Below are 14,051 nucleotides of genomic sequence, written 5' to 3'. Positions count from 1 at the left end.
ATTCTCTTTATTATCCTTTTATTTTTGCAATTTGGTGCATAACGGAATTAGAAATGGAGGTTTTTTTATTATGAAAGCAAGCTTAATATTAGAAAACGGTATGGTTTTTGAAGGAAGAGCTTTTGGATATTTAGAAGAAGCTGTGGGAGAAGTAGTTTTTAATACAGGAATGACAGGTTACCAGGAGGTGCTTACAGATCCATCCTATTACGGTCAGATAGTAACTATGACCTATCCTTTAGTAGGAAACTATGGAGTGAATCTTGAGGATGGCGAGTCAGAAGCACCTAAGGTAAAGGGCTTTATAGTAAGAGAAGCCTGCGATTATCCTAACAATTTCAGATGTGAGATGAAGCTTAATGACTATCTTAAGAATCACAAGATAGTGGGCCTTGAAGGAATAGATACCAGAGCCCTTACAAAAATACTTAGAAACAACGGAACCATGAAAGGAATCATAACCCTGGAAACTCTCAGTGAGGATTATGTAAAAAATAAACTAGACAGCTTTACTAATAAGGAAGCAGTTAAAAGTGTTACTACAAAAGAGTCCTATACTATCCAAGGAAAAGGAAAGCATGTAGCTATAATGGATTTTGGAATAAAGGAGAATATCATACGTTCCTTTAAGGCTAGAGGCTGCAAGCTTACAGTATTTCCAGCCACTGCTAAAGCTGAAGAAGTACTTAAGGTTAATCCCGATACCATATTTTTGTCAAATGGACCTGGAGATCCAGAAGATTTACCAGAGGCTATTGAAAACATAAAGAAGCTGATAGGAAAGAAGCCTATAGTGGGCATATGTCTTGGACACCAGCTTTTAGCATTAGCTCTTGGAGGAAAAACCTCAAAGCTGAAGTTTGGTCACAGAGGCTGGAACCATCCCGTTAAGGATTTGGAAGAAAACAGAGTGTATATAACCTCTCATAATCATGGCTACTATGTAAGCCAGGTGCCAGAAGAAGTTGAGGTTACTCATGTTAGTATGAATGATAACACTGTAGAGGGAATGAGACATAAGACACTTCCTATATTCAGTGTGCAATTTCATCCAGAAGCCTGCCCTGGTCCAAAGGATGTAGACAAAATATTTGATAAGTTTCTAGCAGTTTAATTGAAGATATGGAGGGATAGTAATGGGAAGAAATGTTGATATAAAGAAAGTTTTAGTAATAGGCTCTGGTCCTATAGTAATAGGTCAGGCTGCAGAATTCGATTACTCTGGAACTCAGGCCTGTGAGGCACTTAAGGAGGACGGAGTAGAGGTAGTGCTTATAAACAGTAACCCAGCTACCATTATGACGGATAAGGAGACTGCAGATAAAATATATATAGAACCTTTAACTGCTGAATTTGTGGAAAAGGTAATACAGAAGGAAAAGCCTGACAGTCTTCTTGCAGGTATGGGGGGACAGACTGGACTTAACTTGGCTGTAGAGCTTTATGATAAAGGAATATTGGATAAATATAATATAAGAGTTATAGGAACCTCTATTGAATCCATAAAAAAGGGTGAGGATAGAGAGCTTTTCAGGGAAGAGATGAAAAAGATAGGTCAGCCTTGTATAGTTAGTGATATAGTCACTGATATGGAAAGCGGAAAAGCCTTCAGTAAAAAGATAGGGTACCCTGTGATTGTAAGACCAGCGTACACTCTAGGAGGAACTGGGGGAGGAATAGCTAACGATGAGGAAGAGCTTGAAATAATATTAGGGCAGGGTTTAGCGCTTAGCACTATAGGCCAGGTTCTTATAGAAAAGAGCATAAAGGGCTGGAAGGAAGTAGAGTATGAGGTTATGAGAGACAGTTACGGTAACTGCATAACCGTTTGTAATATGGAAAATGTAGATCCAGTGGGAATACATACTGGAGACAGCATAGTAGTAGCTCCTAGCCAGACACTTTCAGATAAGGAATATCAAATGCTTAGAACTGCCTCTATAGATATAATAAATGCTATAGGAATACAGGGAGGCTGTAATGTTCAGCTGGCATTAAATCCAGAAAGCTTTGAATATGCAGTAATAGAAATAAATCCTAGAGTTAGCCGTTCCTCAGCACTAGCTTCAAAGGCTACAGGTTATCCTATAGCGAAGGTGGCAGCTAAGATAGCTCTTGGATATGGGTTAGATGAAATAAAAAATGCAGTTACTCAAAAGACCTTTGCCTGCTTTGAGCCTACTTTAGATTACGTAGTAGTTAAAATACCAAAGTGGCCTTTCGATAAATTTTACGGTGCAGATAGACTTCTTGGAACTAAGATGATGGCAACAGGAGAAATAATGGCCATAGGAAGTAATTTTGAAGCTGCCTTCCTAAAAGGAATAAGATCTTTAGAGCTAAATAGATATACTTTAGAGCATAAGAAGATGAAGCAGCTAAGTCTAAGTGAGCTAAAGGAAGAAGTAATAGAAGCGGATGACGAAAGAATATTTGCTCTAGCAGAAATGATAAGAAGACATTACAGACCGGAGATGATATCTCAGATCACTGGAATAGATATATTCTTTGTAGAAAAAATAAAATATATAGTGGATAAAGAAGAAGAATTAAAGACCATGAAGCTGGAAGATATAACTAGGGATTATCTTGTAGAGCTTAAGAAGAAATGTTTTGCGGATAAGGGAATAGGTAATCTTTTAGGAGTAAGTCCAGACGAGGTTTATAAGCTTAGAAGCAAATGGGATATAAAGCCTGTATATAAGATGGTAGATACCTGCGCAGGAGAATTTGAAGCACTTTCTCCTTACTACTACTCCACCTATGATGAATATGATGAAGTGGAAGTTACAGACAAGAAGAAGGTAGTGGTATTAGGCTCAGGTCCTATAAGAATAGGTCAAGGAATAGAATTTGACTATGCCTCAGTTCATGCAGTAAAAGCTCTTAGAAAAATGGGCATAGAAACAATAATCATAAACAACAATCCCGAGACTGTAAGTACTGATTTTGATATATCAGATAAATTGTATTTCGAGCCTCTTACTGAGGAGGATGTGCTAAATATAATAGACAAGGAAAAGCCTTATGGAGTTATACTTCAGTTTGGGGGACAGACTGCTATAAAGCTTGCTAAATTCTTTAAGGAAAAGAATATATACATTCTTGGAACCAGCTCAGAGCAGATAGATATGGCAGAGGATAGAGAAAAGTTTGATGAGCTTTTGGAAAAGCTTGATATAGCAAGGCCTAAAGGAAAGGCTATATGGACAGTAGAAGATGGGCTTACAAAAGCAAAAGAATTAGAATATCCAGTGCTGGTTAGACCATCCTACGTGCTTGGCGGTCAGGGAATGGAAATAACTTACTCAGATAATGAGCTAAGATTCTACCTTGAAAATGCCTTCGAAAAGGATAAGAAGAATCCAGTTCTGATAGATAAATATCTTATGGGAAGAGAGATAGAGGTGGATGCTATCTGCGACGGAGAGAATGTTCTTATACCTGGAGTTATGGAGCACCTTGAGAGAGCAGGAATACATTCAGGAGACAGCATAACTATGTATCCAGCTCAGAATCTGTCTCAGGATATTAAAGCTAAGGTGCTTGAGTACACTAAGAAGCTGGCTATTGAAATAGGCATAAAGGGAATGATAAACATCCAATTTATAGAATTCAAAAACAATCTATATGTAATAGAAGTTAACCCAAGAGCCAGCAGAACTGTTCCATATATAAGCAAGGTAAGCGGAGTTCCCATTGTTGAAATAGCTACTAAGGTAATGCTGGGAGAAAAACTTAAGAATTTAAACTACGGAATAGACATATATAAGGAACCAGACATAGTGGCTGTAAAGGTACCGGTATTCTCAACGCAGAAGCTTCCAAGAGTTGAGATATCCTTAGGACCTGAAATGAGATCCACTGGAGAGGTCTTAGGAGTAGGAAAAAATATATACGAGGCTCTATATAAAGGGTTCTTGGCAGCGGATATGCAGCTTGAGCATAAGACAGGAAAAATACTTGCTACTGTAAATGATCATGATAAGGATGAATTCCTAGAGATAGCTAAAAAACTTTCAAGCCTAGGCTACAGCTTCATATCTACTACTGGAACAGCTAAGCTTTTAAGGGATGAAAACATAGCTGTAGAAGATATAAGAAGAATTAAAGAAGAAGAGCCTAATATAATAAGCTTATTAAAAAATGCAGGGGTTGATTTAGTAATAAATACTCCAACCAAGGGAAATGATTCTCATAGAGATGGCTTTATAATAAGAAGAACTGCCATAGAAAGAAACATAGAGGTAATAACTGCTTTAGACACTATGAAAGCTTTGGCAGAAATTACAGAGAAGCTGGGGAAAGAAGTAAATGTTGATTCTATGGAAGTATATAACATGGGTGAGATATAATTTAATAAGGCTTTGTTTTAGAGTATAGATTTTAATAAAGAGCTGTTGCAGCACTAACTAAAGGTTAGTATTGCAACAGTTTTTTTGCTTGATAATTAATATCATAGCAAATTTATTGCAAAAATAATATACAATCAAATATTCGACAAAAAAATTAATAAAATACTATGATGAGTATATTATTTATAGAATATTTAAAAAATTAATATGTTTTTTTAAATGTCGTAAGAATTATTTTTAAAATATCGAATAAGTATGATATAATTTTCTTAAATGAGCATATTTAAGTTGCATATTAGAGAAATTTTCCTTTTAAGTGTTGAAATATGTTAAATAAATTAGACAGATATAGAAATGCAGAATAATAAAATATATATTGATTTTTATTGATGCTATAATGAGGTGTAATATGAAATATTCAGATGAGTTTATTAATGCTGCTTTAGAAAATATGCCCAATGGATTGGCTTATCATAAAATTGTTAGGGATACGAATGGAGCAGTTTCAGACTGCACATATTTAGATATTAATGAGACTTTTATAAAAATTATGGGCAAAAGAAGAGAAGAAATAGTTGGGAAAAATTTTACCGAATTATTCTCTTTAAAATATGAAGCAATGAATGAATGGATGAAGTTTTTTTCAAAGATAATTTGCAGGGAAGATGTAGTAGTTTTTGAAAATTATTTAATGGATTTAGATAAATGTATTTTCGTAAATGGATATAAAGTGGATGAAGAATCTTTTATTACTTCCATAATTGATGTAAATAGTCTTAAGACAATACAACCTCATTATAATAACGAAATTGAAAAAATAATATCTAGAGAACATCAATACAGATTGCTCGTAAATACTACACAAGATATTATGTATAGCTACGATATTGAAGGTAAGTTTATCGCAGTAAATAAAAGCTTTTGCCATATCATAGGCAAGACCCAAGATCAGATTATAGGCAAAAAGATTGAAGATTTAGTGAAGAGTGAAAAATTTATTGATGACTGGAATGCTATAACTAATGAAGTGATTTCTACCAAGAGATTCATTGTAAAAGAAGTTAAAGAAGTTTTTCAAGGTAAGAAGGTATATTACAGAATTAATATAACTCCTGTGTTTGATTTAAAAGGAAATATTATAGCTATAACTGGGTCATGTCACGATATAACCAGCGTTAAAGAAAGTGAAAAAACAGCTAAAAAAATGGCCTATTATGATTTGCTTACAGATCTAGCAAACAGGGGACTTTTTATGGAAAAGCTGGCTGAAACTATAGAAGTAGCTCAAGAGAATAGAACAAAGTTCGCGTATATTTTTATAGATATAGACAACTTTAAGAGAATCAATGATACTTTTGGTCATTCGGTTGGAGACAGTGTGTTAGTTCAACTAGCAAACATTATTGAATATTTTATACGAGATAAGGGTGTAGTTGGAAGATTAAGTGGGGATGAGTTTTCAATATTGCTGCCTAATATAAAAGATAGAGAGTATATAGAAGGAAAATTGGAGCAAATTATTCAAGGTATAAATAAGCCTATGAACATAGGAAATGATCTCATAATTAACACTGCCAGCATAGGTATAGCAATATTTCCAGATGACGGAGAAAATGCTACGGAGATACTGAAAAATGCAGATGTGGCTATGTATAAAGCAAAAGAATTAGGCAAAAATACATATCAATTTTTTGACAGCATAATGAAAAATGATTATATCAAAAAGTTAAATATTGAAAAGCTATTGAGAGAGGCCATTATAAACGAAGAATTTGTATTGGCATATCAGCCTCAATATAACTCAGATACTAAGAAGCTTAGAGGCTTTGAAGCTCTCATAAGATGGCATAGTAAGAAGCTCGGTATAGTTAGCCCAGTGGATTTTATACCTATTGCGGAAGAAACGGGAATAATATATGACATAGGCGAATGGGTAATTGAACAGGCCTGCAGAGATGCAAAATATTTTGTTGACAGCTATGGGGACGCTATAAAAATAGCTGTAAATATTTCTCCAAAGCAAATTATGCGTCAAGGATTTTTGGAGATAATAAAAAACGCATTAAAAAAATCGAAGCTTAATCCTAGCAATTTAGAGATAGAAATAACAGAAAACATATTAATAGATAACTTTGAATATGTGGTGAAAATTCTTGATGAGCTAAGAGAAAATAATATAAGCATATCTCTTGATGATTTTGGAACTGGATATTCTTCTATGAGATATCTTCAAAGACTGCCTATCAATCTTTTGAAAATTGATAAAAGCTTTGTAGATCAGATAGATTTAGTAAATAGAGATAAGAATTTAGTGGATTCAATAATTTCACTAGCGCATACCTTAGGTATGGAAACTTTAGCAGAAGGTGTGGAAACGAAAGAACAGCTTCAATATTTAACAAAATGCAAATGCGGGAATATTCAAGGATTTTACTTGGGAAGACCTATGTACAAAAAAGATATTGAAAAAAGTATAAGGCATAAAAAGGCAAATTAATTAAAAAGCTATAATTTTGGTATTATAGCTTTTTTAATATTAATTTGGAGTATAATAATGTTAGACGTTTAAAGTATTGGAGGGATTACTTTGAAAAAAGAAAGATTAAATAAATTATTAAATAAAATGAAAAACAATTCTATTGAGCAGATGATAATATCCTCACCAGCTTCGATATTTTATCTTACAGGGAAATGGATTGAACCAGGTGAGAGAATGCTGGTTTTGTACATAAATACTGATGGAAGCTGCAAGCTTTATATAAATGCACTATTTCCCATTGAGGAAGATTTAGGCGCAGAATTGGTTGTATATAATGATACTGAGGATTCTGTGAAAATTTTAGCTGAAACTGTGGAAAATAAAAAACTAGCTGTGGATAAAAATTGGCCTAGCCACTTTTTAATAAGACTAATGAATTTGAAAAGAGAATTATCATTGATAAATGGTTCACCTTTGATAGATGAAGTAAGAATGATAAAAGATGAAGAAGAGATAAAGCTTATGAAAGAGGCTTCAAAGGTTAATGATAAGGTAGTAGCTGAAGCTATAAAACTTCTAAAGGAAGACTATGATGAAAAGACTATGTGTAAGCTTTTAGCAGGCCTTTATGAAAAAGAAGGTACAGATGCATTTTCTTTCTATCCTCTTATTGCATATGGTAAGAATGCCGCTGAACCTCATCATGATTCAGATAGAAGTAAATTAAAAGCTGGTGACAGTGTAATATTAGATATAGGTGGATTAACTAATAGATATTGCTCTGACATGACTAGAACAGTATTTTATAAACAGGTGAGTGAGGAAGCAAAAAAAGTTTATAATCTAGTACTTGAAGCTAATCTAGCAGGTATAGCTGCAGTAAAGCCAGGAGTTAAATTTAGTGATATAGATAGGGCATCAAGAAATGTTATAGAAAATGGAGGCTATGGTAAATATTTTACCCATAGAACTGGACACAATATAGGTATAGATGTACATGAATTCCCAGATGTAAGCTCAGTTAACGATATGATAGCAGAGCCAGGGATGATATTTTCCATAGAACCAGGAATATACTTGCCTGGCAACCTAGGAGTGAGAATAGAGGACTTGGTAGTTGTGACGGATAAGGGTGCAGAAGTGCTAAATAGCTATACAAAAGACTTGCAAATAGTAGAATAAAAAAATTAGCAAAAGATGGTCTGCTTGCCTCTATTTTTATAGTTTATATAATTCTAAAATGAGCAAACTTATAATACAAACCAATTAAAAAAGGAGGAATTAGAAATGGCAAGTAGAGGAAATAGAACACTAATACCTGAAGCAAAGAGTGGTTTGAGTCAATTTAAGGAAGAGGTAGCAAGTGAAATAGGATTAAGCAACTATGATCACGTAGATAAAGGAAATCTTACCTCTAGACAAAATGGTTCAGTAGGCGGAGAAATGGTTAAGAGAATGGTTGAAGCCTACGAAAAATCTCTTTAATCTAAATGAGATAAAAAAGGAACGCTCTTTTGAGTGTTCCTTTTTTAGATGGCTATGCATTAAGAGAAAGTTGATATAACTTTCCTCTAAAAAAATATAAAATTATCACATAAAGGGGATTCTTTCGTATAATATATGTAGTATAATATATAAGATTAAATAAAAAAATATATTTTTATAAAAGGAAAAGAACAAGAGAATTTGGAGAGGGTATGATGTTTAAGTGGTTATTTAAATCAATAAAGGATAATTTCCCTAAGCTGCTGCTAATGGCAGGTATTCCAGTTATGGGTGCAATTTATGGCCTTGTAAATAATGTTAATGGCGGATATAAAATAATGATTACACCGCTGGATAATTATATACCTTTTGTAAAAGAATTTATAGTATTTTATATGTTATGGTTTCCATACATATTTTTAGGCATGGTATATATATGTTCAAAGGATGCAAAAGTATATTACCGAACTATTTCTAGCTTGCTTCTAGGTATGGGAATTTCTTGTGTTATATTCTTGGTATTTCAAACCTATGTGCCAAGACCTACTGTTGATGGAAGTGACATATTCAGCAAGCTGGTTATGTTTATTTATTCTACGGATAAGCCCTACAATTGCTTCCCAAGCCTTCATGTGTTGGAAAGCTATGTGGTAATGAGGGGAATACACTCTATTTCGGATAAAGACAAGAGGGTAGTTATAGCATCAGACATAATAGGAGTGCTTATAATACTGTCTACTCAATTTGTTAAACAACACGTTATTATTGATGTAGTTGGAGGCATATATTTAGGTGAGGTCATATTTAACGGAATTCCTGGGCTGAAGCGAATAATTATCACATTGTACAAGGAAGTTATTAAGCTTCCTCAAAAAGTTTAATTTACAAATAAGTGACTATTGCATAAACCATAAAAACCCTAAATAGTACGAAAACCATGCATAAATAGAGATGAGATTCATCTATTTATGCATGGTTTTATTTGTTTTGCCACAGACAATTTTATGTATCAAGCACTGCGGATTTTATTATAGCGAAATATTCTCGGAAGTAATAAACTGGAGTTATATAAGGCATCAGCGGCGCAGACCAGCAATACACCTCTTTGAACCCCGCTCTTTTGGCTAATATTTTAGATCTAAGTACATGAAAATTATTCGTAATTATAGTGACCTTGTAATTTTGCTTCCCTAATTTATCTATTATATCCTTTGAATATTTCATATTCTCAAAAGTAGAAGAAGCTTTATTTTCTTCAATTATTCTTTTTTCATCTACCCCTTTACTCACTAAGTAAGTTTTCATAGCCTCTGCCTCAGTTATACTTTCGCCAGGACCTTTGCCGCCCGTAACTATTATATCTACATTTGCAGGAAGAGAAGCTATAAGCTTAAGGCTCTCATTGAGTCTATCATAAAGAGCTCGAGAAGGAGTGCTGCCTCTAAGTCCTGCACCAAGGATTATTACATAATCAGGAACTACCTTATCTTTCTCGAAGGAGTTGTATAATATGAGACCTTCTATAAGGATAAAAGATGAGAATATAAGCAGTACACCCGCATTTACTATTTTGACAAAGGTCTTAAGTATTTTTTTCGATGTATTATGGGAAGAGTATATATTTAAAAGCACCCATAATATAAATAAAACTGAAAGCATTAATAAAGGAAACCAGAAGGTTACGCTATAGCCCTTTAATGCTAAGGAATATATTACTCCTAAAGCTCCAAAAACAATTAGAATTTTATTTTTCAAAGGTTTACACCACCTTGTTAATTAATATGCCTATGTGTTAAAAGAATGCTGCTAAAGGCTTTGAATGTAATTTTTATATGTTTTAAGTAAATACGAAGGATCTATGAAAATAATTCTCATCACATCTATAAAATTATGTAAAAAATATATATAATATAACTAAGAAGAATAGTTGATTGAAAATGATTGAAAATATATTTGCTTTTAATAATGGCAATGGGAGGTGTACAAATGAAAGTACCATTCGGAATAAAAATTTTTAAGGATACAAAGAAACCCAGGCTTATGGCATTGGACTTCATAAAATATATCGGACCTGGTCTTTTAGTTACGGTGGGATTTATTGATCCAGGTAATTGGGCTTCAAATGTTTCTGCAGGTGCTGATTATGGATATAAGCTTTTGTGGATGGTTACTTTATCCACAATAATGCTTATTGTGCTTCAGCATAATGCAGCTCATTTAGGTATAGCTACAGGAGATTGTCTTTCTGAAGCTGCAACTAAGCACATGAAACCAAAAACAAAGAACTTTATACTTATTACTGCTATGGCTGCATCGGTATCAACTGCTCTGGCTGAACTTCTAGGAGGAGCAATCGCTCTGGAAATGCTGTTTGGTATCCCGATTAAAATGGGAACAATAATAGTTTTGGTTATTGTAGCGTGGATGTTGTTTAGCAATTCTTATAGAAAGCTGGAACGCTGGATAATAGGATTCGTGTCAATAATAGGAATATCCTTTATACTTGAGTTAACCATGGTGCATATAAATTGGGGCCAAGCGGCTGTAGGCTGGGTAAAACCAACTTTTCCAATAGGTGCCATGCCAGTTATAATGAGCGTATTAGGAGCGGTGGTAATGCCGCACAATTTGTTCCTTCACTCTGAAATAATTCAAAGCAGACAATGGAACTTGGAAAAAGAAGAGGTTATAAAAAAGCAGCTTAAATACGAATTTATGGACACTATATTTTCTATGATAATAGGGTGGGCTATAAACAGTGCTATGATTTTAATCGCTGCGGCTACATTCTTTTCAAAAAGGATTCAGGTTACAGAATTAGCTCAGGCGCAGCAAATGCTTATTCCTCTTTTAGGAAACATAGCTTCAATAATATTTGCTGTAGCACTTTTGTTCTCCGGGCTGGCTTCTACAGTTACAGCAGGAATGGCTGGAGGAAGTATATATGCGGGGATATATGCAGAGCCTTATGACATAGAAGATGGACATACTAGAATAGGCGTATGTATAACACTTTTAGTAGCAGCAGCTATCATATTTCTTATAACGGATCCTTTTAAAGGACTGGTATACTCTCAGATGTTTTTAAGCATACAGCTTCCTATAACTATATTTGCTCAGATATACCTTACTTCTTCTAAGAAGGTTATGGGTAAGTTTGCAAATTCATCAATGGATAAGGCTGCTCTTTGGATAATAGGTATAATAGTATCTATACTTAATGTGGCATTGCTTATAAGCTATCTTTAGTAAATTGAAAAGATGGAGAGCTTTAAAACTCACCATCTTTTGTTTTATTTATGGCTCTGTTTTAAAGCAGTGTTGATTTTTACACTGATTTAAAACTTCCTTCGGTTCGAGAGGCTATATTTTAAAATGTTGATATTATCCTTAGAGTTTTTTACATGGGTTCTGAAAGAAACCATGCCTAGGCGATCAAAGCCTTTATCAACATCCTTTTAAAACATAGCCTTATTTATCAAAGTCTATATCTTTTAATTTGTCTTTAAGTAAATCTGCTAAGCTGAAGCCTGATTCTGTATCCACATATTGAGAATAATCTTCCTTTGGCTTTTCAATAGCTTCTTTTATGCTTAGAGAAATTTTATTCTTAGCTGAATCTATATTAATTATTTTTACTTTTACCTTTTGTCCGAGGGATAATACATCTGAAGGCTTAAGTATTCTTTCTTCTGATATTTCACTTATGTGTACGAGTCCATCTACACCAGGTTCAAGCTCTACAAAAGCTCCAAAATCTGCAAGTCTGACAACAGTTCCTTCTACCACATTACCAACAGCAAATTTGTCTTCAGCCTTATTCCAAGGATTCTCTGCTACATCCTTTAAGCCTAAAGAAATCTTTCCAGCGGATTTATCAAAGTCAAGTACAAATACTTCTACAGTATCGCCTACAGAGACAATCTCTCCAGGATTATTTACTCTCTTCCAGGAAAGATCATTATTATGTACTAAACCATCCACTCCGCCAAGGTCCACAAAAGCACCAAATTTAGCAAGTCTTTTAACAATACCTGTTCTTTTTTCGCCTTTTTTAAGTGAAGTCCAAAGAGCTTCTTTTTTTGTTTCAAGCTCCTGTAGTTCTAATTCTTTTGCAGATACAACCAATCTTTTCTTATCAGTGTCTAATTCTATTATCTTAGCCTCAAAGCTTTTTCCTACCACGGAAGCTAAATTATCTACATAACTTACGGAAATTTGAGAAGCTGGCATAAAAGCTCTTACTCCTTTTACATCTGCTGTAACTCCGCCCTTTACAGCTTCTTTAACTGTGATATTAAGAGAAGTTCCTTTTTCAAAAGCTTCCTTTAAATCCTCCCAAACCTTTAGAGAATCAGCAGCTTTCTTTGATAGTGAAACATTGCCTTCACCATCATTTATTTCTAATACTAGAGCGTATATTTCATCGCCAGCTTTTACGATTTCAGAAGCTGAAAGCTTATTGTCATAGCTTAATTCTTCTCTAGTTATTATTCCATCAGTCATATATCCTATATTTACCAGTACTTCATCTTCCTTAACTGATATTACTGTGCCATTAACCAGGTCTCCAGCATGTATTTTTTTCATGGAAGCATTTATAGCATCCATAAAATCCTCCATGGAATTTTCGTTTTGTGTATCCATTAATAATCACTCCTTGTTATATTAAATTATCAAGTTTTTTCTTTAGTCCTTCGCTTATTTCAGTAAGCGGAAGTCTAACTTCAGCCGAATTTATAATACCGATTTTATTTAGGTAATATTTTATAGGAGCTGGGTTAGGTTCCTCAAAAAGTGAAGGAATAAATTTATATAATGACTTCCAAAGCTTAAGTGCTTCACTAAAATTATTGCTTTGAAGTAAATCATACACTTTTACAAAAGTCTCAGTTTTTATATGGCTTGACGCGAGAATTCCACCATCTCCGCCTAGAGTGAGATTAGTATAGAATAATCCGTCATCTCCAGTTAAAACAGAAAATCCCTCAGGCTTATTAAATATAAGTTCAGTGGTCTGTTTTATATCACCGCAGCAGTCTTTAACACCAATTATATTTTTAAGCTCCGCTAATTTCATCAAGGTTTCATTTTCAATATTTCTTCCTGTTCTGTAAGGAATATTATATATTACTATGTTTAAGCTGCTGGACTCTGATAGGGCGCGGAAATGATCATATATTCCTCTTTGCTCAGGTCGGCTGTAATATGGAGAAACTGAAAGAATACCATCTATTTTATATTTTTCAACCAGCTTAAGCTGCTTTAATAGCTTTTTAGTATTATTGCCACCTAAGCCTATAAATATAGGAAGTCTACCGTGAACATATTCAACAGTTTTACTAATCAGTTCTTCGTATTCGTCGTCATCTAAAGTAGGAATTTCTCCAGAGGTTCCTAAAGGCATGATGCCTTTTATTCCTGTATTCACGTAATGCTCAATCAATTTTTTATAGGATTCGAAATCTACGTTTTCATTATTAAAAGGTGTAATTATAGGAAGCCATACTCCTTTAATATCCATGAAATAATCCCCCTTATATATATTGTTAACCCCATAAATTCATTTTATGAGATATTATAAAATATGTCTACAAAAAAATAAGGATATGTTTTAAAATAAGGCTATTCTGAAAACCAATTTTTAGGGTCAATTGACCCTAAAAAAAGAAAAAAAGAATAACCACTAAATTATCCATGAATAATTTTTAAAAAATGGATAATAATTAAAA

10 protein-coding genes are annotated in these 14,051 nt (G+C 33.8%); 7 read left to right on the top strand and 3 right to left on the bottom strand.

Annotated features, from left to right (window positions below):
• Positions 1-70 precede the first annotated feature (70 nt).
• From IAI10_RS20080 to IAI10_RS20055, 6 genes are all read left to right on the top strand, one after another.
• The gene (locus IAI10_RS20080; RefSeq protein ID WP_315675093.1) at positions 71-1,114 is read left to right on the top strand and encodes a carbamoyl phosphate synthase small subunit; all 1,044 of its coding nucleotides are present in this window, start codon (positions 71-73) and stop codon (positions 1,112-1,114) included.
• A 22-nt stretch (positions 1,115-1,136) separates the two neighbouring features.
• A complete protein-coding gene (gene carB, locus IAI10_RS20075; RefSeq protein WP_315675092.1) occupies positions 1,137-4,355 on the top strand; it encodes a carbamoyl-phosphate synthase large subunit in 3,219 nt (1,072 codons plus the stop codon).
• Positions 4,356-4,764: 409 nt separating this feature from the next.
• Positions 4,765-6,852, top strand: coding sequence for an EAL domain-containing protein (locus IAI10_RS20070; protein WP_315675091.1), 2,088 nt, complete (start codon positions 4,765-4,767; stop codon positions 6,850-6,852).
• Positions 6,853-6,942: 90 nt separating this feature from the next.
• Entirely contained in the window at positions 6,943-8,016 is a 1,074-nt protein-coding gene (locus IAI10_RS20065) for a Xaa-Pro peptidase family protein (RefSeq protein ID WP_315675090.1), read from the top strand.
• A gap of 105 nt (positions 8,017-8,121) precedes the next feature.
• A complete protein-coding gene (locus IAI10_RS20060) occupies positions 8,122-8,319 on the top strand; it encodes an alpha/beta-type small acid-soluble spore protein (protein ID WP_315675089.1) in 198 nt (65 codons plus the stop codon).
• Between the two features lie 215 nt (positions 8,320-8,534).
• Positions 8,535-9,200 carry a phosphatase PAP2 family protein gene (locus IAI10_RS20055; protein WP_315675088.1) on the top strand — a complete coding sequence of 222 codons (666 nt, stop codon included), beginning with the start codon at positions 8,535-8,537 and terminating at the stop codon, positions 9,198-9,200.
• A gap of 121 nt (positions 9,201-9,321) precedes the next feature.
• Here the strand turns inward: IAI10_RS20055 and IAI10_RS20050 are convergent, their stop codons facing one another.
• Positions 9,322-10,074 (bottom strand): YdcF family protein, encoded by a 753-nt coding sequence (locus IAI10_RS20050; RefSeq protein WP_315675087.1) that lies wholly within the window; start codon positions 10,072-10,074, stop codon positions 9,322-9,324.
• Between the two features lie 231 nt (positions 10,075-10,305).
• Between IAI10_RS20050 and IAI10_RS20045 the strand changes: the two genes are divergently transcribed.
• The gene (locus tag IAI10_RS20045; protein ID WP_315675086.1) at positions 10,306-11,568 is read left to right on the top strand and encodes an Nramp family divalent metal transporter; all 1,263 of its coding nucleotides are present in this window, start codon (positions 10,306-10,308) and stop codon (positions 11,566-11,568) included.
• 222 nt (positions 11,569-11,790) lie between these two features.
• Here IAI10_RS20045 and rpsA read toward each other — a convergent pair whose 3' ends face one another.
• Together rpsA and dapA are read right to left on the bottom strand one after the other, a co-directional pair.
• Positions 11,791-12,966 carry a 30S ribosomal protein S1 gene (gene rpsA, locus IAI10_RS20040; RefSeq protein WP_315675085.1) on the bottom strand — a complete coding sequence of 392 codons (1,176 nt, stop codon included), beginning with the start codon at positions 12,964-12,966 and terminating at the stop codon, positions 11,791-11,793.
• 16 nt (positions 12,967-12,982) lie between these two features.
• On the bottom strand, positions 12,983-13,843 hold the full coding sequence (gene dapA / locus IAI10_RS20035) for a 4-hydroxy-tetrahydrodipicolinate synthase (protein ID WP_315675084.1): 861 nt from the start codon (positions 13,841-13,843) through the stop codon (positions 12,983-12,985).
• Positions 13,844-14,051: the final 208 nt, after the last annotated feature.

This window comes from Clostridium sp. 19966 (assembly GCF_032335695.1).
Lineage (GTDB): Bacteria > Bacillota > Clostridia > Clostridiales > Clostridiaceae > JACTOJ01.
The sequence above is the reverse complement of the archived record's forward strand: the minus strand, read 5'-3'. Positions and strand labels throughout refer to the sequence as shown.